This window comes from Cellvibrio japonicus Ueda107 (genome assembly GCF_000019225.1).
Lineage (GTDB): Bacteria > Pseudomonadota > Gammaproteobacteria > Pseudomonadales > Cellvibrionaceae > Cellvibrio > Cellvibrio japonicus.
Genome location: NC_010995.1, coordinates 1,401,436 through 1,424,807, shown reverse-complemented (window position 1 = coordinate 1,424,807; position 23,372 = coordinate 1,401,436). Strand labels below are relative to the sequence as shown.

The 23,372-nt window shown below is 48.3% G+C and carries 24 protein-coding genes; 12 read left to right on the top strand and 12 right to left on the bottom strand.

What is annotated here, in order from left to right; genetic code table 11:
- Positions 1 to 95 precede the first annotated feature (95 nt).
- Positions 96 to 416, bottom strand: a complete 321-nt coding sequence (locus CJA_RS05960) for a helix-turn-helix domain-containing protein (protein WP_012486861.1) — start codon at positions 414 to 416, stop codon at positions 96 to 98.
- Entirely contained in the window at positions 413 to 763 is a 351-nt protein-coding gene (locus tag CJA_RS05955; RefSeq protein ID WP_012486860.1) for a type II toxin-antitoxin system RelE/ParE family toxin, read from the bottom strand. The genes CJA_RS05960 and CJA_RS05955 overlap by 4 nt, the downstream gene beginning before the upstream one ends.
- A 306-nt stretch (positions 764 to 1,069) precedes the next feature.
- Here CJA_RS05955 and CJA_RS05950 point away from each other — a divergent pair, with 306 nt between their 5' ends.
- The 4 genes from CJA_RS05950 to CJA_RS05935 all read left to right on the top strand — a co-directional run bounded on the left by CJA_RS05950 (position 1,070) and on the right by CJA_RS05935 (position 4,359).
- A complete protein-coding gene (locus tag CJA_RS05950) occupies positions 1,070 to 1,531 on the top strand; it encodes a mobile mystery protein A (RefSeq protein WP_012486859.1) in 462 nt (153 codons plus the stop codon).
- The gene (locus tag CJA_RS05945) at positions 1,531 to 2,133 is read left to right on the top strand and encodes a mobile mystery protein B (RefSeq protein WP_012486858.1); all 603 of its coding nucleotides are present in this window, start codon (positions 1,531 to 1,533) and stop codon (positions 2,131 to 2,133) included. The genes CJA_RS05950 and CJA_RS05945 overlap by 1 nt, the downstream gene beginning before the upstream one ends.
- A 541-nt stretch (positions 2,134 to 2,674) precedes the next feature.
- Positions 2,675 to 3,400 (top strand): DUF6088 family protein, encoded by a 726-nt coding sequence (locus CJA_RS05940; protein WP_012486857.1) that lies wholly within the window; start codon positions 2,675 to 2,677, stop codon positions 3,398 to 3,400.
- Positions 3,400 to 4,359, top strand: a complete 960-nt coding sequence (locus tag CJA_RS05935) for a nucleotidyl transferase AbiEii/AbiGii toxin family protein (protein ID WP_012486856.1) — start codon at positions 3,400 to 3,402, stop codon at positions 4,357 to 4,359. Before CJA_RS05940 ends, CJA_RS05935 begins: the two co-directional genes overlap by 1 nt.
- Here the strand turns inward: CJA_RS05935 and CJA_RS05930 are convergent.
- Positions 4,352 to 4,648 carry a hypothetical protein gene (locus CJA_RS05930; protein ID WP_041551177.1) on the bottom strand — a complete coding sequence of 99 codons (297 nt, stop codon included), beginning with the start codon at positions 4,646 to 4,648 and terminating at the stop codon, positions 4,352 to 4,354. The genes CJA_RS05935 and CJA_RS05930 overlap by 8 nt on opposite strands.
- A 423-nt stretch (positions 4,649 to 5,071) precedes the next feature.
- Here CJA_RS05930 and CJA_RS05925 point away from each other — a divergent pair, with 423 nt between their 5' ends.
- Together CJA_RS05925 and CJA_RS05920 are read left to right on the top strand one after the other, a co-directional pair.
- Positions 5,072 to 5,395, top strand: a complete 324-nt coding sequence (locus CJA_RS05925; RefSeq protein ID WP_012486855.1) for a helix-turn-helix domain-containing protein — start codon at positions 5,072 to 5,074, stop codon at positions 5,393 to 5,395.
- A complete protein-coding gene (locus CJA_RS05920; protein WP_041551175.1) occupies positions 5,392 to 6,219 on the top strand; it encodes an ImmA/IrrE family metallo-endopeptidase in 828 nt (275 codons plus the stop codon). The genes CJA_RS05925 and CJA_RS05920 overlap by 4 nt, the downstream gene beginning before the upstream one ends.
- A 51-nt stretch (positions 6,220 to 6,270) precedes the next feature.
- On the opposite strand, the gene CJA_RS05915 is transcribed toward CJA_RS05920, so the two are convergent.
- From CJA_RS05915 to CJA_RS05895, 5 genes are all read right to left on the bottom strand, one after another.
- Positions 6,271 to 7,584, bottom strand: coding sequence for a relaxase/mobilization nuclease domain-containing protein (locus tag CJA_RS05915; RefSeq protein WP_041551173.1), 1,314 nt, complete (start codon positions 7,582 to 7,584; stop codon positions 6,271 to 6,273).
- Complete coding sequence (mobC, locus tag CJA_RS05910; RefSeq protein WP_012486852.1) at positions 7,581 to 8,036, bottom strand: plasmid mobilization relaxosome protein MobC; 456 nt, start codon at positions 8,034 to 8,036, stop codon at positions 7,581 to 7,583. The genes CJA_RS05915 and mobC overlap by 4 nt, the downstream gene beginning before the upstream one ends.
- A 417-nt stretch (positions 8,037 to 8,453) precedes the next feature.
- A complete protein-coding gene (locus CJA_RS05905; RefSeq protein ID WP_012486850.1) occupies positions 8,454 to 9,617 on the bottom strand; it encodes a GGDEF domain-containing protein in 1,164 nt (387 codons plus the stop codon).
- A gap of 148 nt (positions 9,618 to 9,765) precedes the next feature.
- The gene (locus tag CJA_RS05900) at positions 9,766 to 10,134 is read right to left on the bottom strand and encodes a DUF488 domain-containing protein (RefSeq protein WP_085953154.1); all 369 of its coding nucleotides are present in this window, start codon (positions 10,132 to 10,134) and stop codon (positions 9,766 to 9,768) included.
- A 173-nt stretch (positions 10,135 to 10,307) separates the two neighbouring features.
- Positions 10,308 to 11,147: a LysR family transcriptional regulator gene (locus tag CJA_RS05895; RefSeq protein WP_012486848.1), complete on the bottom strand. Its 840-nt coding sequence runs from the start codon at positions 11,145 to 11,147 to the stop codon at positions 10,308 to 10,310.
- Between the two features lie 181 nt (positions 11,148 to 11,328).
- Between CJA_RS05895 and CJA_RS05890 the strand changes: the two genes are divergently transcribed.
- The 3 genes from CJA_RS05890 to azu all read left to right on the top strand — a co-directional run bounded on the left by CJA_RS05890 (position 11,329) and on the right by azu (position 13,476).
- Positions 11,329 to 11,655 carry a DsrE family protein gene (locus CJA_RS05890; RefSeq protein WP_012486847.1) on the top strand — a complete coding sequence of 109 codons (327 nt, stop codon included), beginning with the start codon at positions 11,329 to 11,331 and terminating at the stop codon, positions 11,653 to 11,655.
- 21 nt (positions 11,656 to 11,676) lie between these two features.
- Positions 11,677 to 12,663, top strand: a complete 987-nt coding sequence (locus CJA_RS05885; RefSeq protein ID WP_041551171.1) for an NAD(P)H-dependent flavin oxidoreductase — start codon at positions 11,677 to 11,679, stop codon at positions 12,661 to 12,663.
- A 363-nt stretch (positions 12,664 to 13,026) separates the two neighbouring features.
- Positions 13,027 to 13,476 carry an azurin gene (gene azu, locus CJA_RS05880; RefSeq protein ID WP_012486845.1) on the top strand — a complete coding sequence of 150 codons (450 nt, stop codon included), beginning with the start codon at positions 13,027 to 13,029 and terminating at the stop codon, positions 13,474 to 13,476.
- Between the two features lie 181 nt (positions 13,477 to 13,657).
- Here azu and CJA_RS05875 read toward each other — a convergent pair whose 3' ends face one another.
- The 3 genes from CJA_RS05875 to CJA_RS05865 all read right to left on the bottom strand — a co-directional run bounded on the left by CJA_RS05875 (position 13,658) and on the right by CJA_RS05865 (position 17,964).
- On the bottom strand, positions 13,658 to 15,958 hold the full coding sequence (locus CJA_RS05875) for a TonB-dependent hemoglobin/transferrin/lactoferrin family receptor (RefSeq protein ID WP_158304054.1): 2,301 nt from the start codon (positions 15,956 to 15,958) through the stop codon (positions 13,658 to 13,660).
- A gap of 251 nt (positions 15,959 to 16,209) precedes the next feature.
- Complete coding sequence (locus CJA_RS18570) at positions 16,210 to 17,139, bottom strand: EF-hand domain-containing protein (protein ID WP_049765407.1); 930 nt, start codon at positions 17,137 to 17,139, stop codon at positions 16,210 to 16,212.
- Between the two features lie 21 nt (positions 17,140 to 17,160).
- Positions 17,161 to 17,964: a DUF4198 domain-containing protein gene (locus CJA_RS05865; protein WP_041551168.1), complete on the bottom strand. Its 804-nt coding sequence runs from the start codon at positions 17,962 to 17,964 to the stop codon at positions 17,161 to 17,163.
- A gap of 286 nt (positions 17,965 to 18,250) precedes the next feature.
- Between CJA_RS05865 and CJA_RS05860 the strand changes: the two genes are divergently transcribed.
- A complete protein-coding gene (locus CJA_RS05860; protein ID WP_238526831.1) occupies positions 18,251 to 19,105 on the top strand; it encodes a YciI family protein in 855 nt (284 codons plus the stop codon).
- A 67-nt stretch (positions 19,106 to 19,172) separates the two neighbouring features.
- Here CJA_RS05860 and CJA_RS05855 read toward each other — a convergent pair whose 3' ends face one another.
- A complete protein-coding gene (locus tag CJA_RS05855) occupies positions 19,173 to 19,769 on the bottom strand; it encodes a LysE family translocator (RefSeq protein WP_012486840.1) in 597 nt (198 codons plus the stop codon).
- Between the two features lie 265 nt (positions 19,770 to 20,034).
- Between CJA_RS05855 and CJA_RS05850 the strand changes: the two genes are divergently transcribed.
- Both CJA_RS05850 and CJA_RS18565 read left to right on the top strand, forming a co-directional pair.
- Entirely contained in the window at positions 20,035 to 21,438 is a 1,404-nt protein-coding gene (locus CJA_RS05850) for an aminotransferase-like domain-containing protein (protein ID WP_012486839.1), read from the top strand.
- A 325-nt stretch (positions 21,439 to 21,763) separates the two neighbouring features.
- Positions 21,764 to 23,347 (top strand): carbohydrate-binding protein, encoded by a 1,584-nt coding sequence (locus tag CJA_RS18565; protein WP_012486838.1) that lies wholly within the window; start codon positions 21,764 to 21,766, stop codon positions 23,345 to 23,347.
- Positions 23,348 to 23,372: the final 25 nt, after the last annotated feature.

Genomic DNA, 23,372 nt, shown 5'->3' with positions numbered 1-23,372 from the left:
AATCTCCAAAGATTGTATCAGGACAAAAGTGATATCGAGTGCGCACCCCCTCTTGTGTGGGTTCCCGCAAGACGGCAATGGGGCGGTGTTTGCGATTACAGCTGCAAGCCGGGATTCGTAACGCTCTTGCGAATATTAATCCGCACATCAACCCGCGCCCCCAAGCCGTTCAGCATGCCCATAAGACGGTCAATGCTGAATCGGTCGAGGTTGGCTTTTCTGATACGGGAGAAGTCCGCCGCTGCATAGCCCGTTTGGGCATGGGCTTGCCGCATGGTTAAACCTTGCGCGTCCAGTTCTTTGATAATGGCGGCGGCCAGAATGGCTTTCAGTTGCTTAATGTCCGCATCGGCATCTTCAAAATCCCGATACACATTCCCGCTACCGCGTACAATCTCAATCGGATCGTCTTTCATTTCAGCATCGCTTTCAGCCGTTTCAAACGGTCTTTCACCAGATCAATTTCATGCTTCGGGGTCTTAATGCCGCTGGTCGATTTTTTCTGGAAGGCGTGAAGCACCCAGAGATCATCGCCAAGCTGTACCGCGTAAACCACCCGGTACGCATCCCCTCGATAGGGCAAGGCCACCTCAAAAATCCCACTGCCCAGCCCGGCCAGCGGTTTGGCTATATCCGCTTTCTGGCCTTCTGCCGCAATCGTCAGGGCGTTCAGAATGATGTTCTGACTCTCTGCCGGGAACGCCGTAAACGCTTTGCGGGCGGCGGCGATCCACGATATGGGGCGGGTTTTCCGGGTACTCATCCATAAGCCCTTTCTTGATTGTTGTCATATCTGACAGCGGCTGTCAATCTTAATTATCGCTATTCAAGACGGAGGCATAGCAAAGCGGCACTGGACAAATCCAGCCTTTATGCGGTTGTAATACAGTTGTATGGGATGGGAGGATTGGCTGTTTTTAAGGCTGTTGGGTGTGCCGTTCGCCCTATGTGACATTACCCCGTGAGGGTGGTACAGGCTCACATGTCAATCTATTAATTGACATTTCTTGAGTAACTGTATATCTATTAATATACAAACAAACAGAATTAGTATAGCTATGGATTTACAATGAGCATCAAGAATATCGTTATCGCCCAGTATCAGAAGCGCGTGAACAATGCCGCCAGCGCGGCGGGCAATCTTGCTATGCCTAAAGAGGGCTGGATTCGCACGGTCAGAAAAGCCCTCGGCATGTCTGGTGCGCAGTTGGCGCGGCGGCTGGGTGTGACACGGGCTGCCATATCCAACACTGAAAAGGCGGAGCTTGTCGGCGGTGTAACCCTAAAAAATATGCAGCAAATGGCGGAAGGGCTTGGTTGCCGCTTTGTCTATGCCATCGTTCCAGAAAAACAGTTAGAAGACATTCTTGATGCCCAGGCTCGAAAAAAAGCACTGGATATCGTAAACCGTACCAACAAGCACATGGCCCTGGAGTCGCAATCGCTGTCATCGGAGCAGATCGAATACGAAATCAAGCGGCTACAGCAGGACTATCTGAAAGAACATTTTACTGACCTATGGAATGACTGATGCCGGACATTATTGAATACCCGGATGGAGCGACCCCTTTAGATCCTGATGAATTGGCGGGGCTGAAATTCCCCCATGTCTCGACGCGGGGAGAGCTTGACCATCTGGAACAGGCAAATATTGAGTCCGGTCTTCTCTGGCTCAAGCGGGGCCGGAAAGGCGAGGTACTGGATGACCAGTTTGTCCGCACCCTGCATAAGCGGCTTTTTGGTGAGGTCTGGCAATGGGCGGGAACCTATCGCCGTACCGAGAAAAACATTGGCATTGATCCTGTTCAGATTGGTGTCCAGCTTCGCCAGCTTTTGGATAATGCGCAGTATTGGGTGGAAAATGACACGTTTGCTCCGTTGGAGTTGGCGGCGCGTCTGCACCATAAACTGGTCTTTATCCATCCCTTCCCGAATGGCAACGGACGGTTTTCCCGGATCATGGCCGATGTGGTTCTCCATGAAAAATATGGCCATCCGGCGATAGACTGGGCTGGTGGTTATGATCTACAGCAAATGAATGACAGGCGTAATCAGTATATCCAAGCCCTGCGTTCTGCCGATGCTGGTGATTATGGGGCACTCTTTACCTTTGTCGGACATCAACAAACATAAGCGGATGTACTACACAGCCTGAAAAGCCCGATCTGCTGATCGCAAGATGTGTGTTGTACTACAACACCTCTTGCCAAAGGGGGCGTGCCGCCCCCTGTTGGATACCCCCTGCATACTGGCGCATTCAGGCATTAAGCCATCTGCGCCAGTGTCAACGTCTGGCCGTTGCATCACCAGTCAGGGAGCTTTCATGCTGCCCCGACACCCCATGACCAAGGGGCGAATTCGGCTCTCCCCTTGGAACCCCATCGAGCAGAGGGCATTCCTGCTGCCGCCCTTGCATCCCCATCGGCCAACCCTGCGCGGATTGGATGAGCGCCAACCTCATCGCGGTTGGATCGCGACCGGGGAGATTTCCGCTGTCCCCGGAGCACCATCGGGGGAGGGGCTGAATAAGCCGTTTCTAGGTTATTGCGTTGTGTGGTTTCTAGGGTTTTGTGCTGCTTGCGTTTTATTATTCGGTCTATATGTCATGTTTTTATCATTAAAAACTTGACATTATGGATAGGTGGATGCAACCTAAATATGAAGAGGTCTATTTATGAGCATTGCACAAACTATTCAAAACCGTGTCAGCGACATGCCTGCTGGGCAGGTCTTTGGGTATCAGGAATTGCCTGAATATCCGCAGGCCCCTTTGGCCGTCATCAAAGCGGTGAATCGTTTGGTTGCCGATAAATCCCTTCAACGCCTATCGAAAGGAAAGTTTTACATCCCTAAAAAGGGGCTGTTGGGACAGCGCAGGCCATCGGATGACGAGTTGATCCGCTCTGTCCTGTATAAGAACGGTTGCCTACGGGGGTATATCACCGGGCTGGCGCTCTTCAATCGTTTAGGGCTTACGACACAAATGCCCCGCACGGTGACTATTGCGGTCAACGGTGGGCGTCAGGAAAAAAACTTTGGCACAATAAGCATCAAAACGGTTATCACTCGCTTGCCTGTCAGCGAGGAGAATGTCCCTCTTTTCCAGTATTTGGATGTATTGCGAGACGTAAAAAGAATCCCTGATGCTGATATCAATCAGTCAATTCGAGCCATGAAAGAAAAGCTGGCCAAGCTTGATATAAGTGATCGTCAGAGGCTGGTTCAATTTGCAGTGGAATACTACAATCCACAAGTCCGGGCATTGCTTGGGTTGCTTGCCACCACCCTCAAATGGGATGAGAAAAAGCTCTTGAAAACAACTCTGAATCCTACGACAACATATAAATTAGCCCTCAATATAAAACTCTGGCCTGCCGCCAAAGACTGGAACATTCAATAATGAGATTGCACGAGGACACGGAGGCCTTTTCCGAATTAGTCAGTGAAGCAGCCCAACAAATTGGGTTGCCGCAAATTTACGTCGAAAAAGATTATTGGGTAACGAGTGCCCTGAAAAACCTATCAAAATCCCCTTTCGCTGATTCTGCCGTATTCAAGGGAGGCACTTCACTTTCCAAGGCCTACAAGTTGATCCATCGATTTTCAGAGGACGTTGACCTGGCTGTATTGACGGGTGTCATTACGGATAACCAACGCAAGCAGCTTCTGAAAAGAGTTGAGCAGTCTGCGTCCACAGGGCTGGTAGCAATTGACGATCCTCGCGTATCCAAAGGCTCATCTTTCCGCAGAACGGTTTATCAATACCCTCGCAGCATTGATGGTGACAGCTTTGGACAAGCATCGCCGGAGCTTTTGATTGAAGTGAATGCTTTCACAAGGCCAGAGCCTTTTGAGGTAATGTCCATACAGACATTGATTGCTGACGTGTTGGACTCCTTGGGTCGAACAGATTTGACTGATCTGTATGATTTAAAAAGCTTTCCAGTCAACGTTCTGTCAATCAAGCGGACGCTAGTGGAAAAGCTTCTTGGTGTCATCAAGGATAGTTATCACACAGACCCTGTAGGAAGGCTGTCGAATAGAATTCGTCACCTTTATGACATCTGCAAAATTTTACAGGTCGATAAATATAAGAATTTTTTAGCTACCGAAGAATTTCACTCTCTATGTTCTGCTTGTATAGCGGATGAACAAAATGGCTTTTTTGAAAATGCAGAGCACTTGCAAACCCCATTAAAAGACGCGCCTATTTTCCACAATTTTTCAGCATGGCAGCCCGAACTTGAGACCGTATATACGGGAGTATTTTCTGAGTTAGTATATGGAACTTTGCCTCCCATGGGAGATGTAGGGGGAGCACTCATCGAGATCAGGCGTTATCTAGGCAGCACTATGTAGTTGTGCCAACCCACGCCCAATCACCACTTGCAATCAAAAAAATTTCGGATTTTAACCCTCTGTTCGAAATCGCTTGTTTGACTTGTGATCTCACATGATCTCTTACAGATTCTGCACTTGTGCCATTAAACTCGCCCATCACAGACGTAGTGGGAATTACTGCATCTCCTCCATTACCGGACTTGACGATTTTTTTTAGCCCCAATTTATCCAGATCCGAATAGACATTCTTGTAGTCTTGGCTGCTGGCGTTTTTTAGATCAAATGTGCAGAAAACCAAATAGCTCATATCAAAGTACCTTTTTGTTAGAATACCCCTCCCTCACGGGAAGGGTATTATGATTTGATGACGCTTAATGCTTAGTCGGATCGACCAAAGTATAAGTAGAACCCTTCGTAGGCGTAGGGGGCAAGGGCTCACCTTTGACTACCGTGCGCTCTGCTCCTTTCCCGCCTTTGGGGCCTATAATTTGATACTGTCCGGATTTGGGGGCTGATGTCCCCGGTGTAAGACCTTTATTCTTCGACATGAGATTCCTCCAATATGCCGTTGATTGCTTCGACTTTTGACCCTGCCCCTAACAGGACGACCGGAATAGCGGCAATTTCTGTTCGGAACAGCGAACATAATGCTCCGGGAATATTCGGTAGTCAAGCCTATTTTTTGCCGCTATTCTGAACTTATAAAGTTTATTACTGGAGCACCCTAGCCATGCCTACCGCATTAGGTACAAAAATTAAGCAATTACGTGACCAGAGGGGATATACCCTCGACAAGCTGGCAGAATTATCTGACTCCAGCAAATCGTATATATGGGAACTAGAAAATAAGGCGCCGCCAAGACCATCGGCAGATAAACTATCGAAAATTGCAGATGCTTTAGGCGTGACACTCGGATTTCTAATTGATGAGGATTCCGATCAAACTCAAGAAAATGCTGAAGATGCACTTTTTTATCGGAACTATCAAAAAATGGACCCGGCATCTAAAGCCATGTTGAAAGCAATGATGGAAAAGTGGCTCGAAAACAAATGAGCGAAGAACTGAGTCCTGCTCGCTGGGCTTTTAATATTACACATATTCTCAATACCGTTTTGGGGCCAGAACATTTTCCAATTAATGTTCAAGAGGTCGCCAAGGAACTCTCATTACAGATGTATCGTGATGATCCTATAACAGAGATACAAGGCAAAAATATTCCGGGATTTGAGGGCGCTTTATTTAAAGATCCTTCTGGCCAAAAAGGATGGGCAATTTTTTTTAACAATAGCTTTCAATCAAAAGGGCGCATCAATTTCACGCTAGCACACGAATTTGGTCATTACTTGATTCATCGGGTGAGATATCCAAATGGAATCCAGTGCAGTGAAAGTGATTTAGTCCGCTGGGATTCGGAGTTAGGCCAGATAGAGCATCAGGCTAATGTTTTTGCTGCCAATCTATTAATGCCCTTGGATGATTATCGCCGACAAATTCCCGATAATATAAAAATTACAATGGAAATGATGGACGTCGTTACTCAACGATATGCGGTTTCCCTGTTGGCAGCATTAATTCGTTGGATTGATTACACAAGCAAAAGAGCTATTGTTGTTGTTTCAAGAAGCGGCTTTATATTATGGGCAAAACCCAGTAAGTCAGCGTTTAGTTCAGGAATTTTCTATAGAACTGCTTCGTCCCCACCAATAGAAGTTCCTGCCAACTCAATAGCGGCTCGCCCTGCTGATTTCGACATAGAAAAAGCTAAAAAAGGAATGAAGCATGGGCCGGGTGTTTGGTTTAAAGAGCCCAGTGAAGAAATAACTGTTTTTGCGGATCAATACGACCTCACAATATCCATTATTCAGTTTGCTCTATAGAGCCAGAATGTTCCCTCTGGTTTCTTACTTGCGACTCAAGAACACTTTTCATTACCGCTCCAACTCTCGCCCCCAGCCCTGATCACGGCCAGCAGCCTTTTCCCGCCCCTTTTGCGCCTGTTTAAAATGCCCCTTCAAATCAGCCGCGTTTGAAGCCGACCGATCATGATATTCGGCAATATCCCGGTGCAGTTCCGCAATCTGCTTGGTGTGTTCCTGCTTGAGCCGTTGGATTTCCTGATGCAGTAAACGGCGGTCTTCAAGTTGTTTGAATATCATGCGTTCCCGTTCGGCGCGGTCACGTTGACGGTTTAGCAAAGCCTCTTGCTCATTGTAGTTACGGGTTTTGGCAGACTTTCCTGTCATCCAGTCCCAGAGGCCACGCATCCCGGTTGAAAACCGTCTTGCGCGATCATGGGACTCCTTTTGCCAGCGGGCTTGCTGGGCTTTTTGCAGTTGGTCGCGTTGTTCCCGTTGTTTCTGGACGGTTTCTTTCCGGCGTTGTTGAAGGATACGGGATTCTCGCTTTTGGCGTTCCTCAAGGGTCTGGATATGTTGCCGCAGCATTACCGTTATCCGGGCGGCGTTCGCTTGCTTGACCTGATCGACGGACGGCAGCTCTTTTTCATCCCCAAGGTGCCCTTTGACCTCTTTGGCTTTCATGCCGGAATATTTGCCAACGGCATAGACTTCCCCCCGGAAATCCACCGCCACAAAACCGCGACGGTCGCCACGGGCCAGCGTGTAGCCCCGTTCTTTCAGGGCTTGGGCAAAGCTGTCCCGTGAATCAGCCATGGCCCAGCATTCCTGAAACATCCGCTTTAATGCCTTGGGATCGTGGCCGCCGCGCTTGGCCTGTTGCCATTCGCTCAAGGAGAAGGTGGCCGGGGCGCGTTCAAGCCTGTCCGCAAAACCCCGTGGCATCTGCCAGCCGTTTTCAAGGTAAAGCTGTTTGGCGATATCCCGCAGTTTCAGTTTGTAATGCGGGAGGTTGATTGCCTTCATCTTCTCAGTGTCGATCCGCGACCAGACGACATGCGCATGGCGGCGGCCTTCCTTCTCATGGAACACCACCGCACGGGGCTGGCCGTCCAGTCCCAGTTTTTGTTCAATGTCCTCAATCGCGGTTTCAAACACATGGTCAGGAACATTTTCCTGCTGTGGTGGGTTCATGCTTAAGGAGAACAGGAATTGCCGGGCGCGGGTGCCCCGGCTAATCGCATGGATTTCCTGAAAGGCCGATTGCAGGTCTTCGGCCATGAAGCCCCGCAATTCATGCACATGGACATGCTCGTTCTCCTCGGTCTTGAGCAGATGGAGGGCAAGCTGTTTGCTGCCCCCGCGCTGGCTGGCTTTGAGGATCATGGCGTATCCTCCGCATGAAGCCCAAGGGCTTCTATCAGGTCATAGCGGATCGCCTGAACGGCCTCACAGGTCACGCGCAGTTCCCGTTCGGTGTCCGGGGTTACGGGCAGGGAGCCGGAATTAGCTGCCTTGGCAAGCTGGTTCAGGTTATTGGCGAGCCGGGAACGCCCCAGTTCACCCAGCACCTTGGCCAAGACCTGATAATCCTTAACAGGCCGTCGCTCCCGCTTACGGGGAGCGGTGGCCGTATTGAACAGCCGGGAGCGGATATAGGCCCCAAGGGGCATATCCCCGGCCTCCCGCTCTAATTGCGCTCGCTCCTCGAACGTCAGGCGCAGGGAGAACGGTGGCGGTGTCTTGCGTTGTTTGCCCTTCTTGGCGGCTTTCCCCTCGGCCACAGCACGGAAATCCGCCGCCAATGGCGGCGTTGCGGTATCGCTTGAATGATCCATGGCGACACCTACGGCTTAGGCGAAAGGTGTTTGAGTTGATGGTTCCAGTCTTCAAGAGTTTCAAAGAGTTCATTCGAGGCATTTCCCTCGAAGTCCACCAACTTAAGATCCAACAAAATCCAAGATAGTCCTGAAACCCGCTAACCACGCGGGTTTTTTATTGCCTGCCAGTCCATGCTGTTCTGTGATGTACCCCAACATCCAGTATTTCTCAGATGTACATAAGGGGGTATCAAATACTCGGTAAGGGACTCACTGGGGTGTGAGTTTATAACCATACTATACACATGCCGCAATACTGAGACGTGATGCAAAAATGGTCAGATGATCAAGATACAACACACTGACAAGAAATGAGGCTAGAGCCTGGAACAGATCAATATTCTCATTCATAAAAAATGTCAGTTATTCAAGCAACTATTCCTTCAGACTCATATTTTCCCCATAAACAACATATCCATTTTTACCACTACGCTTAACGTGATACATCGCTTCATCTGCTGCCTCTATTAACGAAGCAAGATTATCGCCATGAGCCGGGTAAAAACTAATACCGATGCTGGCACCCAATACATAAGTATTATCGTCTACCTGAATTTCACGAGTAAGTTGTTGAAGTAATTTATTGGCAATCGTGTTGATTTGATCAATATGATCAAGCTGCGTTGCAATAACAATAAATTCATCACCACCGATACGCGCGCTGATATCGGTACTGCGCGTATACTCTTTAAGGCGTTTGGCAACCTCTTTTAACACCTCATCCCCGGTCTTATGGCCAGCACTATCATTGATAGGTTTGAAATTATCCAGATCAATGTAGATAACGGCGAGCAACTGATGAGGACGCGTGGCCAGCAATAATGCTTGCTCAAACAAGTTGCTGAGATAGTGTTTGTTATTGAGTCCGGTCAAAGGATCACGGTAGGCCAGTTCAAGCGCCTTTTCTTCGGCATCCAACAACCTTTTTTGAAACTGCAAAAGGACACTCGCCAGGAGCCCCAGGTATTGTACCAACACAAGTAGTGTCCCAACACCAAACCCAATCACCTTCCAGGTTGGAAAAAAGAAAATCGACGGAAATGTTGCCCAATGTAAAACTAACAATCCGCATACAACAGAAACTACCAGCATTAGTCGCTGTGATACCTCGTTCCGTTTTATAAAACAAACCACAGTCACAAAACCCAACACCACAACATTGAATACCGCAAGGCCAATACTGTAAATCCATAATGGCATAGCGGTGTACCAGGCGAGCAACATCCAACAGCTACAGATTCCGGCAAGGTAAAATACCCAATGATTCCAGAGGTTTACTTTCAGGAATCGACTTATGCCAATCACCAAAAATATTTTCTCTAAAATGAGAAAGGTAGAATAAGAAAAAATAGTTAATTGGATATCACCGTTGTTCGACAATATCAATAAAAGCAGGCGTGCAATGGCAGCACTCAGAATCGCACATGCCCACCAGCCAGCACCGGGGTTAGTCCTGGGGATGTGACTTATCCAGTAAAACAGGATAAAGAAAACGAAATAAATGGTGGTTCCACTGGTATGAATGGTCTGAAATAGCAACTTGGTATCTCCACGAATCTCAGCCTGCCCCTATCGCCATGCCGGTTAGGTTTTATTATTTAATTAAGGTGGTACGGCCAAAACCACCCAGTCTGTATCGACATATTAGAATAAGTATTAAGCAATACCAGAGAATATATTGGACGGCCTAAAAAAAGGAAGCCTCAATAAACGCCTGTAGTGCTTTCGCATTGTTGTGCTCGGTATCCCGCGCTCCATACAGCAACAGGAGTGGCCTTGAGCCACAATGATCCAATAACTGGCGAATATCGTTATGGGATGCCTCCAATTCCTTATAGTAGCGCTCACAAAAGGCCCTCCAACGCTTGGGATCATGCCCAAACCAGGTACGCAAGTCTGGCGAAGGCGCCAGCTCACGACACCATTCATCCAACATCAATGTCTGCTTCCTGATACCACGGGGCCAGACTCGATCCACCAGCACTCGATAGGCGCCATCCATCAATAATGGATCATAAACACGCCTGCAGTGAATGAGCAATGATTGCCCCATCATTTTTCCCCTCTTGTTCAGGCTGGCACACAATAATCCCCCTACTACAGGCCATCTCCTACGCCAAGCCCCCCCCGTCCAGCTGCGATGCAATACTCACATTTTGCAAAATGATAACCATATTATGGATATGGCTTGCCAATTGTCATCGGCAATAAGCCGATGCCCCTCCAGACTTACCGCCAGACAATTTTTTGCCGGGCAATAGTGCGTAAGCTCTGGATGGCCAACCGTACCGTTTCAGCCTTATCACTATCGCGATAAATGGCGAATATGGGGTAAGTAAATTCAGGAGCATTGGGGACCGGAAATAGCTTTTTTTCTTCAATATAACGCTGCACTACACGCGCGCGGAAATAACCGGTACCTGAATTTTGAAGCAAGTATTCCAGTGCCAGCAAACCAAAATCAATCGACAACCCTGCCCTGCGTTTACCAGGAAATACAGCATCATGCTGTTTTTCGTAAGCTGGCCCCCAATCAACATAGATATAAGGCTCAGGAGACACCGCAGATACCATAACCAGCTTCTCTTCCAGCAACTGCTCTATCTTTAAACCGGGAAGGTATTCGGGTCGATATACAACTGCAATATCCAGGACACCATTATGCACGCGATCGATGAGTGAACTGGCCATCCCCGTTTCCACATGAATCGCCAATGACTCAAAAAAGGTCCGCAAATCAGCAATCCAGTTCAGTAGCAGAGGACTCCATAAGGCCATCTCTCCGCCAATAGCGACGGTATCCGTCTTTGCCTCGGGCAAGGGCACATCGTATTTTGCATTCTCCCACAGTTGCACAATCTGCGAGGCATAGCTGACAAAGCGTTCTCCCTCCGGGGTCAACGAGGCTCCTGCACGATTACGTACCAATAATTGACACCCCAGTTGTGATTCAAGGCTTTTAACGCGGGCAGTAACGGCGGTTTGTGTGACATGTAAGCGCTCAGCGGTAGCGATGAGGCTGCCGGAACGCACAATATCCAGAAATGTCTTTGCTAATTCAATATCCATCGTTTAATACCAAAATTTTTGATATTAAAGTGCATTTAAATTCATTATTCAATAGAGTTTTTAATCAATAAGATGAAAACCTGTATCTCGCCAATACGTTGTTTGGCATGTGGAAGCACGCCTAATGCTCTATTGATTCCACACATAACCGTTCAGATGTGTGACCTTGAGGGGAAACCCGGTGCAGCGTTATTTTTTTGTGACGACTCAAGATCCTTTTACCAACAGTTCCGCCAATGACTATTTCATACACATCACCAAGCTTTCACAGCAGGGCAATGGCGTCTCGGTATTTTTAGTTCAGAACGGTATCACTCCCGCCATTAAAAATGCACATCTTCCCTGTTTCGATGAACTCCTGGCGAGCGCCATTACAATTTATGCCGATATTTTTTCATTGCAGCAGCGAGGAATCAAAGCAACAGAATTAAAACAAAATATCCAATCAACCGATCTGCATGCCATTATTCATGCAAGGTTAAACGGCGATGATGTCATCTGGTTTTAATAACAACTATTGTGGAAAAATATGTACCATCCTGCGTTATACACACCATTAACCGATATATTGGGTTGTAAATTTCCTATTCTCTGTGCGGGGATGGGAGGTGTTGCAAGGCACCAATTGGCAGCATCTGTAAGCAATGCCGGAGGATTTGGCTGTCTTGGCATGGTGCGTGAGCGGCCAGAGTTTATTCGTAAGGAAGTAAACCTTTACCGCTCCCTCAGCGACAAGCCTTTTGCAGTTAATCTCATTCCTGCGGCCACAGACCCGGTGTTGTTATCCCATCAAATTGCAGAATGTATTGCACTGGAAATTCGACATATTGTGCTGTTTTGGGATGTAGATAAAAAAACGATCGAACAGTGCCGCAACAATGGCATACACGTTATTCATCAGGTGGGTAGTCGACGTGATGCAGAGAATGCACTGGAAGCTGGTGCAGATATGTTAATTGTTCAAGGTATTGAAGCAGGAGGGCATGTGCGTGGAGAAACAGCACTGTTTGGCCTATTGCCGGAAATATGTGCGCTCAGTGCTGTACCGGTTATCGCCTCTGGCGGTATTACGACAGGAGAAGCCCTGGTTGCAGCCCTTGCTTTGGGTGCACAAGGGATTAGCTGTGGAACACTTTTTTTAACCACAACAGAATCAAATGCACATGACTTCCACAAAGAAAAAATTATTTCAGCAACAGCAAGTGACACAACGCTCTGCTATGACTTCCAGCGGAATTGGCCCATACGTGCTGCTGTTCGCGTGCTAAAAAACAGTATCACTGAAACTGCCACCCACCACTATAAGGCAACCCCGGAAGTACCCATCGGCACACAGGATGGAGCCCCCATCTATTCTTTTTCAACTGATTCACCACTAACAGGCGCTGTGGGCGATCTTGCATCCATGGCACTTTACTGTGGCCAGGGCTGTGGCAGTGTGAAGCACATTAAAAGCGCCGCAGCCACGATAACCGACCTTATGCAGCAGGCTGATCTTTATTTGAATCGTTTTTAATGGGTGACCAATATCTACTTGAAATAATGCCATCATGAATGCCAACACTTTATGTACCCTATTAATGATTCAATGACGTTAATCATTGACATTCACAGGTCTGACTTATGAACCCAAAAACATTATTGGTGTCTGCCCACTGGGCAATGGCAATCACATCTGTACTATCGCTGTCGATTTTTTATGTTGCCTACAATAGGCACACCGTGTTAACTATACCAGTCCAGGTAATGCTTCATGTGGGTATGATTATTTTTCCAGCCCTATTTAAAATCAGCTATATCATCAGACTAACAGCATTAAAACAATTGGGAAGAACAGCCGATTAACACTTTTTATTCAATCCTGTATGGAGGTTACATTATGAAAATGAAACACTTGGCATTAACTTTTTTATTCTCCACACTGACAATACCTGCATTGGCAGAAGATTGCAGCATTACTATTACTTCCAACGATGCCATGCAATTTGACACCAAATCCATTACAGTCAACAGTGCCTGCAAAACATTCACCGTCAACCTGACACATACCGGAAAACTCCCCAAAAATGTCATGGGGCATAACTGGGTATTAAGTAAAGCAGATGATAAACAAGCTATTACTACCGATGGCATGGCTGCGGGACTGGATAACCATTATCTCAAACCGGACGATGAAAGGATCATCGCATCAACAGCAATTATTGGTGGAGGAGAAAGTACATCAACAACCTTCCCGGTTAGCAAACTCCAGGCAGGCGTGTCCTACTCATTCTTTTGTTCATTCCCAGGTCACAATGCGATTATGCAAGGTGGCCTGACATTGAAATAACAGCCCCTGAAAAAAGGGACGCTGAACCCTGCGTCGCTTCGGTTGATAAAAGCCAACAGATGCCGCTTCGAGGAATATAGCGTCTTCCCATCCTCGTTGAATAGCTTAAAACACCTGTGCTTATCGACCGCAAAAGTAAAAGGTCCTCACAGACCTTTTACTTTTTACCTGAAGGTGCTCTTTAAAATGTATAAGCCAACGTCAGACGGTAATTACGGCCTGGTTCAGTGTAGCGGTGAATGCCATCTTCACTCACACCACCACGTGCACCACCAGCGGCTGAGCCCTGGTTAACAAAACGAATACGCTGCCAACGAATATATTCCTCATCAAAAAGGTTATATACACCAACATTGAGTTTCAGATTTTGTGTAATGTTGTAGCGCGCCTGTAGGTCCACCAGGGTGTAATCACCATAATCCGTAAAATAATCCTCCGGTATCTGGGTGAAATTAACAGGATCAACCGCTGTTGCATCCTTTTTATCCTTGCCATCAGCAAACACCACATTGGTTTCCACAGCCCAACGTCCATTCGGTGCATCATAACCCAGACCAATAATACCGGATGCAGGTACAATACTTTGTAGCGGTGTTCCATCTTTTTCTTCACCTTCACTCCAGGCATAAGCGAAACGCAGACGAACTTGTTCAGTGATCGCCCACAGCCCTTCCACTTCAATGCCTTTTACAGTCACTTCACCAATATTATCCAGTGAGTCGTATTCGTCGCCGAAGAAATTATTACAAACGGTACCCGCAGTATTACAAGTCTGGTACTCCACATCGGCATTGCGTATAAAGGTGTTGTAATCAATAAAATTACTGTAGTCGTTGCGATAGGTGGATATGCCGAAGACATGGCTATTACCGTGCCAGCGATAGCCGATTTCAATATTGCGACTTTCTTCCGCTTCCAGATCCGGGTTGGAAACTGTATTCCATAAATCCACCTGCTGACCACTACTGACTTCAGTAGCAATAGCTGTCGATGGTGAGAAATACATATTCTCTACTGTAGGTGCGCGGAAACCAGAACCGGTTTGCACCCATAATATATGCTGCGCGGTGAGGTTCCAGCTTGCTCCCAATTGCCAGGTAGGTGATGAAAAGGTCACATCGTTCACAGTGCCGGAATTATCGTTAAACTGTGAATTATTCAATGATGGTGAATACTTATAATGATCAAAACGTACGCCCGTATTGACCAACAAACGATTGTCTACAAGGCTAATTTGATCGCGTACATAAATACCGTATGACCCCACGTCTGTGTCTGGCACAAAATCACCGCCTAACTGTGGCCAACCGACACCAACTTCCGAGGTAGTGCCCACATAGCGCGTTTTGACATCGGCATAGGTCACACTTTTTTCTTCAATACTCACCCCATAACCCAGTGTATGGTTTGCAATGGTCTTATCCAGGTGCAATACCGTCTTATGGATTTCCTGATCATAATCGCGATGCTCGGTACGGTTGCATGGCGCAACTGCGGGTGAGTTTGCACCGGCAGGGCAACCGGTGGGCACAACCATAAGTGTATGCCCAAGGGTGTAAGCGGTCTGATAGTCGTAGCGCCAATCCAGCTCATCAAACAAGGCATTATCGGCTTGCCATAAATAATTCACCCCATAGCGTTCACGCTCTGTTTTATCATCGGTGGTGCGCATTAAATAGGAATCATTAAGGCGTGTCTGATTATCCAGCTCAATATTGGAATTGTATTTTTCCGCAACAAAACCCAGACGATGGCCATCTGCAGGACGGTAATAAAGCTTGAACAGCACATTATCGTTATCATAATCCACGGGGTCGGGAATTTCGCGCGCAGTTCCGGAAATATCAGGACGGGAACCCGAAAAGAATGATTCCGTTTCATGGCCTTCGCGCGCGGTATAAACCAGCAGGGATTCCCAATTGCCTGTACGATTCGCCAGAGTCGCTGTAGCAAGCGCTTCATCGTTGGCACTGGAGTAACCAAACTTAAGTCCGAAATGGGTATCGTTGCCGCTGGGGTTTAAATAATCAGCCGGATCTTTGGTGACAAACATCACTGCGCCACCCAGCGCACCACTTCCCGCTGAAATAGAGTCGGCACCCTTCACAATTTCAACGGCCTTCATCGCATCGATATCCACGCCTCCACGCCCACTGCTGAAAAACTCATAAGGGGCATAGCTTGCCGGGTTCAAGGTTTCCCCCAAACTCAGGCCATCAACCGTAATGGCAACGCGGTCACCATCCATGCCGCGAATGTTAAAGCCATTACTGCCGAAGCGCCCTATATCATCTACAGCAACACCTGGAATATAACGCACCAAATCATCCAGATTACGTACCTGGTTATCCTCGATGTCCTCACTCGACGTCACTTGGGTATTTTCTGTAGTCGACTGGATAGCTGCAGCTTCCACCGTTACTTTATTGAGCACCTTTCGTGGTTCATCCGGCTTGTCCTGCGCGTTGGCATTGTTGATCATGGTGATCATCAGCACTAAAGGGATTAACCTGCCGGACGACCGCCGGATTGAACATAATTCAGGGAATCGATGTTTCATTACACGCTCCTACACGCCAATTCTATTGATGAGACATACACACAAATATTAATGATAATCAGTATCATTAATGAGCCAAAAAAATCCCCCTTCATTACTGAGAGGGGGAGTGTTATTCCCTGGCATAGCCTCCATGATACGCCTCGTTTTAAATCTGCCAGCGATTGATGAATTTATTCCGATTTTTTCTTACGAGAATCCCTATCACTTCGCCAGTTTTCATTTTTGGGTAGTGGATCAGCTGCCGAAACCAGGCCATCCCTGTTTACATCCCAGCGATCAAACCCACTCAATCCCATCGCCAGGTATTCATCCCATTCGATCGCACCGCTTTTATTTTTATCCAGGACGCCAAAACGTACATGTGCCTGCTTGCGTTGCTGATCCCGAATACGTTTTGCCTGTTGCTCCAGGCGACCTTCAAATTCCAGCAAATATTCATTGAAATTCAATGCCCCATCCTTATCCAGATCTGTTGCAATGAAAGCCTGTTTACGATGTGAATCGAATTCTTCCCGCGTCACCACACCATCAGCATTTTCGTCGTAAAGCGCCAGAAAGCCACTCACCGAATGAGATGTCGGCATGGATAATACTGACCGTGCCCCCCGGGTTTGCCGTTCATCACCCTGCGCCACCACACGTCCCGTATTTTGTTTATCCAGATGGGCAAATGCCCGATCACCTGACGCTTGATACTCTTCCCAACTAATCAGGCCATTATTATTTTTATCGAGTGATTTAAAGCGGATATGCGTTTGCTTTATGTGACTTTTTCGCTCGTCAGCAATTTGCTGATCCAATCGCCCCATAAACTCATCAATATATTCATTTTCATCCAATACACCATTTTGGTTTGTATCCCCGCTGTTAAACCGGGATTTGCGGAACGCTTCAACTTCGGCACGGCTTACACTGCCATCCGCATTCACATCATGCTCTGCAATATATTCCTTCCTGTCCGCCTCACTAGTGCCATGGCCGGCAACACGCTCCATCGGTTTTTGTGCCTTAACTGCGTCTGTATTTTTTGCAGGTGTTGTTGATTCACAACCCACCACAGCAACAATAATAAAAATACCGAGTGTTTTTAATATTTTCATAGCTTGCGATTTCCACATGAATTATTGTTCAGCCACATTAAACACCAGTGTATAGGTGTAACTGTAATTGGGCGCGGGAGCTTCTTTTGGTGCAGCATGACGATAGCGGGTCTGCAGTAAGTACACCGCGACGCGAGGCAATTTCAGGTCAGTAAACCCTTGCTGATCAGTCTTGGCTACAAGCGCAGGTTTTTCATCGCTTTGCCCATCATTGGCAATAAAGACATGCAACTCCTGCCCGGCCAGTGGCTTACCATCAAACAACACTTGTACACGGAAATCTTCACCGTGATACACATCATTGGGGTGTGTTGTCGGCACTACTTCCAAGCCGTTGTTATAAGGTTTCAATGCCGCTTGCGTGGGGGTTTTCAGGGTGATGTAGGCTTCTGCCAATGTAACGGATTGGAAATGGTCAAGGAGTTTCGCCCCTTTAGGCAGGGTTTCATTAGGATCGCGAGTTCCGCGGCGCTCCCCGTTCAATTCATACAGACGAAATACGGCTCCGTGCCGAACACCCGTGCTAAAACGATAAGTACCTTTCTGATCCAACTGATGTTCAATGACCGCACGGGTCTTGAACAATTGCACTGTAGCAGGCTTACCCCACCTGCCTTCTGCATCCCGGACCGCATATTCACTATTATCAAATACCACTTCAGGTACGAAAAATTCTTCAGCGAAAGAGGCGTCAAGGGTAACCCAGCCTTCACGCAGAGGTTCAAAACTTGCAGGTGCCAGGTAGGGGGTATGGGCTTGGGCTGGTATTGAAACTATAGAAAACAGCGATAACACCAGGAGTGAAAGTCTAAAGAGATTGTTCATGGGACAGTTCCCCGTCTTGATGATTAATATGCCAACAAGCGGGAAATTACCACGAATGAAATTCAATATCAAATACAATTAATAATCAATAACATTTAAACCAGGTGTTCCCATGACAGCCCTGACAAATCCCGGGAGGGGAAACAATACATTTTTACCCCATGGCACTTTTCTTAAAAAATTAATGGAGTGTTGTCGATTTATCCTTTGCTGCAACGACTAGGCTTGCAACGACTCGATAGTATGAACACCCCACAACACTCCCCATCCCCAACAAAGGAGAAAAATGATGAAAGTTATGGTTATCGTGAAAGCATCCCCCAGTTCCGAAGCGGGCAAAATGCCCAGCGAGGCCCTGTTAACTGCCATGGGCAACTTTAATGAGGAGTTAGTCAAGGCTGGCATTATGGAATCCGGCGATGGCTTAAAACCGAGCAGCGAGGGCATCAGGGTCAGGTTTCGCGGCGATGAACGCATAGTCACCACCGGCCCCTTTATCGAAACCCATGAACTGATTGCCGGTTATTGGATCTGGAATGTCAGCTCCCTGGAAGAAGCTCTGGAATGGGTAAAGCAATGCCCGAACCCCATGGAGGAAGAGTCCGATATCGAGATACGTACTTTTTACACAATGGACGATTTTGCAGAAATGGACCCGGATGGCAAAGTGCGCGAACAGGAGGATGCCCTGCGCCAGGCAATTGCCATGCAAAAAGTAAAAGTGAACAACTACCTGTTTTTCTCCGGCCGCTGCGACGAGGCTATTCATTTCTACCAGCAGCATTTGGGTGCGCAGGTGAAATTCCTGATTCGCTTTAACGAAAGTCCCGAGCCCATGCCCGAAGGCACGTTGCAAGCCGGCTTTGAAAACAAGGTCATGCACGCTGAAATCGGTATTGGCAATATTGCCATTTTTGCATCGGACGGCTGTAACGATGCCTCCAGTTTTAGCGGTTTCCGCTTGGCGCTTACAGTGCCTGCCCGCGATGAAGCTGAGCGTATTTTTGCCGCCCTGGCCAGCCAGGGCGGCAAGGTTGATATGCCCTTGATGCAAACCTTCTGGTCACCGCTGTATGGGCAGGTCACAGATCAGTTTGGTGTTGGCTGGATGGTGATGTTGCCGGGCGAAACACCTAATTAATCCCGGCTCCACCCTGGGCGGGCCTTATGATTTCCCGGCGAATATAATGCCCGCACCATGAATACCATCACCCCCAAAATAACCCCGCAGTCATGGCTGCCAACGCAGCCATCACCCGATTAACCCACAACAAAACACAAGGGCTACCCAACCAGGCCCGCAGACCGGCGCCGGAGGCCGCCCACACAAAAATACAGGGAGCCCCCACTACACCAAAAATCGCACTCACCTGCAGCAAACGCCACCAGTATCCCTGCCCATCCGGAACAAACACCGCCACAACCGTGGTAGCCATTAACCAGGCCTTGGGATTGATAAATTGAAATCCCCATGCCTCCCAAAAACGAACCGGACTCACCGCTGCTACCTCCCCCAGATTATCGGTGTGCCACAACCTGGCAGCCAGCCACAGCATGTAAAGGCTGCCCAGTATTTTGAGTACCCATTGCAAACGCGGCTCCCAGGCGAAGAGAACCCCCAGCCCTGCCCCCACCGACCCGATAAGCGCCACGACCCCCAGGGTAATACCTGCCATGTGCCAACCTGTGCGGCGCAAGCCAAAGAGCAGGCCGGATGACATTAGCAACAGGTTATTGGGACCGGGGGTGATACTCATCACCGTCGCATAGCTGACCAACATCAGGAGGGAGGCGGTTTCAAGCATGGTATTTCTCTGCACAGGGATAGGATGGAACTCCCAGTCTATGTGTACACAGCACAATAGATACAGATTCAGAAAAAATGTTTTTAATAGATACAGATAAACTTCTATAAAAACTGTACCTATGCCACTTTTTCAATCTGTACTGTTTTTTATTGTTTAATAATCAATAAGTTATTTATTTTTTGAAGTCTATTGCCGCCACAGCTCCAGCTATGGTACAGATTATTTATATATCCATATCCAAGATACAGATAGCAGGCAATCCATGAACTACCGCTACCAGCAACTGGCCGATGAATTGGTTGAGCAAATATACGCCGGACTCTACCGTGCCGGGGAGCGTTTGCCCGGTGTACGCAGCCTGAGCGAACAGCGCGGTGTGAGTGTTGCCACGGCGGTGGCTGCCTATCGGCAACTGGAAGACAAGGGGTTTCTCGATGTGCGCGATCGCTCCGGGTTTTACGTGCGCCCCTGGGCTCAGACACGCAGTATTGATACCCCGGTTGAAACCAGTGCTACAGGTCCCTGCGAGATCAGCGGCCAGGAATTGGCAATGGCCATGATCAAAGCAGCTAACGAACCGGGCATATTGCAATTGGGAGCGGCAGTACCTGAGGTTCGTTTCCTGCCAACCCGGGATGTAGAGCGAGCTATTGGCCGGGTACTGCGCGAGCAACGACACACAGTTGCCAACTATATGATGCCCCCCGGTGCTCCCGAGTTGCGCCGGCAAATCGCACGGCGCCTGGCAGAGGCCGGTTGCCAGTTATCGCCCCATGAGGTGGTAATTACCAATGGCTGCCAGGAAGCGCTGATGCTGGCGTTGCGTGCAGTCACCCAGGCAGGCGATACCGTCGCCATAGAATCACCGGCGTTTTACGGGCTCTGGCATGTGCTGGAAAGCCTGAACCTGAAAGCGGTCGAGATACCCTCTCACCCGGAGCGGGGTATCTCAGTCGATACCCTGGGATTTGCGCTGGATCGCTGGCCCATCAAAGCTTGTGTACTGGTACCTAACTTCAGTAACCCTATCGGTTATTGCATGTCTGATCCCCACAAGCGCACCCTGATCGATTTACTCGATGCTCGCGGCGTTACCCTGATTGAAGATGATGTCTATGGCGACCTGGGATTCCAGGTGCGGCGGCCGTCGCTGTGTAAAGGACTTTCCCCCAATAGCGATATCATCAGTTGCGGCTCCTTCTCCAAAACACTCTCACCCGGTATGCGCGTGGGCTGGATTCTCGGTGGTCGCCATCACCGGCGCATTGAACAGCTGAAATATGTCAGCAGCATAGCCACGGCCAGCCTGCCCCAATTGGCCGTTGCGGATTTATTGGAAAGCGGCCGCTACGAGCGCTATTTGCGCGAAATACGCCTAACCTACGCCAGTGCCGTAGCGCGTATGAGCGAAGCCATTACGCGCTACTTTCCTGCCGAGACCCGCATGACCCAACCCCAGGGCGGTTTTGTACTTTGGGTCGAATTGCCCGAAGATGTCGATAGCATTGACCTCGCACAGCGTGCACTGCAAAAAGGCGTCAGTATTGCGCCGGGCCCGCTGTTTTCGGCCACCGGAAAATATCGCCATTTCATGCGCATTTCCTGTGCACGCCAATGGGATGAGCGTTTGGAACAGGGTTTGAAAGCACTGGCATCACTGTTGTAAATCGCACACTGCCTATAGCTTGCACAAGCTGCACGAAAGAATAAAATTTGTTCATTAGAAATTTTTTTTTAGTTACTTTGCTTTTTTTCGTCATTTTTATAGCGTCAATTTTTAACCAATTGGCGCGGAGAATATAAATCGAATTTTTACTATTCCTAAAAATTAGCAGTTAGCGTAATTATTTTTCGCCTTATTCACCCAGGGAATTCAATATCTTCTAGACTTAGTTTGGTTTGCTGCCGCGGCTTGCGATCATATGCAGCTATCTCACTTTTTCTCATAGATTATTTGGCATGGACTCGCTGTTATTGAGGAGGTTTTTGCAATGGATAAGAACAGCACCGTGAAAATTGGTGACATCCTGATTGATAAGGGAATTATCACCAGGGAACAGTTGGACATTGCCATCCGTAAACAAAAGGAGATGCGCAAAGCCCTCGAAGGCTTTACGCCGACAGCGTCGCAAATAGAGGCGACACAACTGGGGGAAGTATTAATTGGCTTGGGCTTTATTACTCGCCTGCAATTAAAACGCAGCCTCAACTGGCAGAGAATCCTGCGCAAAATGACCCTGGCAATGACACTCTGTGCGCCACTGATGACCCTGGGTTCCGGCGCTGCCGCACAAATCACTCCCACCAATAATAAAACCAGCTACTCGCTGCCTCTGCAAATCGAAGCCGAAAACTACACTGCCATGTATGGCATTCAAACGGAAAAGACCAGCGATACCGGCGGTGGTTTAAATGTTGGTTGGGTACATGCCAACGACTGGATGTCCTATTCCGATACCGTCATTAACGCGCCAATCAGCGGCAATTACAAAGTAGTCTTCCGGCTTGCCAGTGCAGGGGCGGGCGGCAGTTTTGCATTTCACTCCGCCGATGGCAGTAAGCAATACGGCGTTGTTGAAGTCCCCAATACCGGTGGCTCCCAAAAATGGGTTGATGTCGAAAAAACGATTTACCTACCAGCGGGTGAACACGCCTTTGGAATTACCATTGTGAATCGCGGTGTCGGCTTCAACATCAACTGGTTCAAACTGGATGTAAAAGGCTTGCCACTTCCCACCAAAATTGAAGCTGAAAGTTACGACACCATGTATGGTGTGCAAACTGAAAAAACCAGCGATACCGGCGGTGGCTTGAACGTGGGCTGGCTGCACGATGCCGACTGGATGACTTATGCCAACACCCTGGTGGATATCCCCGCAACCGGCACCTACAAAATTACCTATCGCGTGGCCAGCACCAGTGGTGGTGGCAGCTTTGCGTTCCAGGAGGCAGACGGCAGCACCCAATACGATCTAGTACCTGTGCCAGCAACCGGCGGAAGCCAAAAATGGGTCGATGTAACTCGCCAGGTGCAGTTACCCGCCGGAACCCACAAATTTGGTATCAATATTCTCGCGCGTGGATCGGGCTTTAATATCAACTGGTTTAAAGTGGAAACCCTGGATGGTAGTTCCACCGCCGCATTGCCTTCGAACACCACCACCAATTCATCCAGTTCTTCCAGCACGGCCAATATCTCATCCAGCAGCTCATCGGCACCAGCCATTATTTCCTCCAGTGCCTCTTCTGTGTCATCCAGTAGTAGTTCATCCGCCCCCTCCAATACCCAAACATCTTCTTCGACATCAAGCAGCAGTGTTCAAGGACAAGCCATTTTTCGCTGGGAGGTGCCGGTCTATCGTGAAAATGGGGACTATCTGGATGTCACAGAACTGGGAGGTTACGAACTGCGCTATCGCAAAGTAGGCGATGCAGATTACACCTATATCAGTATTGAGGATCCCTGGCAGGTGCAATACAGCCTGAATAACCTGGAAGGTAATTATGAATTTCAGATTGCGGCGTTCGACAAAAACGGGCTTTACAGTAATTTTGTAACCTTGAAGCCGCTGTAGGGCTGTTGGCGAATCATTACACTCG

Coding starts and splice junctions, on each gene's coding strand:
- CJA_RS05900 (WP_085953154.1), bottom strand. CDS start 10,134: ATGATGGGGCAATCATTGCTCATTCACTGCAGGCGTGTTTATGATCCA.
- azu (WP_012486845.1), top strand. CDS start 13,027: ATGAAAATGAAACACTTGGCATTAACTTTTTTATTCTCCACACTGACA.
- CJA_RS05850 (WP_012486839.1), top strand. CDS start 20,035: ATGAACTACCGCTACCAGCAACTGGCCGATGAATTGGTTGAGCAAATA.
- CJA_RS05855 (WP_012486840.1), bottom strand. CDS start 19,769: ATGCTTGAAACCGCCTCCCTCCTGATGTTGGTCAGCTATGCGACGGTG.
- CJA_RS18565 (WP_012486838.1), top strand. CDS start 21,764: ATGGATAAGAACAGCACCGTGAAAATTGGTGACATCCTGATTGATAAG.
- CJA_RS05960 (WP_012486861.1), bottom strand. CDS start 416: ATGAAAGACGATCCGATTGAGATTGTACGCGGTAGCGGGAATGTGTAT.
- CJA_RS05950 (WP_012486859.1), top strand. CDS start 1,070: ATGAGCATCAAGAATATCGTTATCGCCCAGTATCAGAAGCGCGTGAAC.
- CJA_RS18570 (WP_049765407.1), bottom strand. CDS start 17,139: ATGAAAATATTAAAAACACTCGGTATTTTTATTATTGTTGCTGTGGTG.
- mobC (WP_012486852.1), bottom strand. CDS start 8,036: ATGGATCATTCAAGCGATACCGCAACGCCGCCATTGGCGGCGGATTTC.
- CJA_RS05885 (WP_041551171.1), top strand. CDS start 11,677: ATGTACCATCCTGCGTTATACACACCATTAACCGATATATTGGGTTGT.
- CJA_RS05865 (WP_041551168.1), bottom strand. CDS start 17,964: ATGAACAATCTCTTTAGACTTTCACTCCTGGTGTTATCGCTGTTTTCT.
- CJA_RS05935 (WP_012486856.1), top strand. CDS start 3,400: ATGAGATTGCACGAGGACACGGAGGCCTTTTCCGAATTAGTCAGTGAA.
- CJA_RS05895 (WP_012486848.1), bottom strand. CDS start 11,147: ATGGATATTGAATTAGCAAAGACATTTCTGGATATTGTGCGTTCCGGC.
- CJA_RS05930 (WP_041551177.1), bottom strand. CDS start 4,648: ATGAGCTATTTGGTTTTCTGCACATTTGATCTAAAAAACGCCAGCAGC.
- CJA_RS05955 (WP_012486860.1), bottom strand. CDS start 763: ATGAGTACCCGGAAAACCCGCCCCATATCGTGGATCGCCGCCGCCCGC.
- CJA_RS05915 (WP_041551173.1), bottom strand. CDS start 7,584: ATGATCCTCAAAGCCAGCCAGCGCGGGGGCAGCAAACAGCTTGCCCTC.
- CJA_RS05940 (WP_012486857.1), top strand. CDS start 2,675: ATGAGCATTGCACAAACTATTCAAAACCGTGTCAGCGACATGCCTGCT.
- CJA_RS05920 (WP_041551175.1), top strand. CDS start 5,392: ATGAGCGAAGAACTGAGTCCTGCTCGCTGGGCTTTTAATATTACACAT.
- CJA_RS05860 (WP_238526831.1), top strand. CDS start 18,251: ATGATGAAAGTTATGGTTATCGTGAAAGCATCCCCCAGTTCCGAAGCG.
- CJA_RS05945 (WP_012486858.1), top strand. CDS start 1,531: ATGCCGGACATTATTGAATACCCGGATGGAGCGACCCCTTTAGATCCT.
- CJA_RS05925 (WP_012486855.1), top strand. CDS start 5,072: ATGCCTACCGCATTAGGTACAAAAATTAAGCAATTACGTGACCAGAGG.
- CJA_RS05875 (WP_158304054.1), bottom strand. CDS start 15,958: ATGATCAACAATGCCAACGCGCAGGACAAGCCGGATGAACCACGAAAG.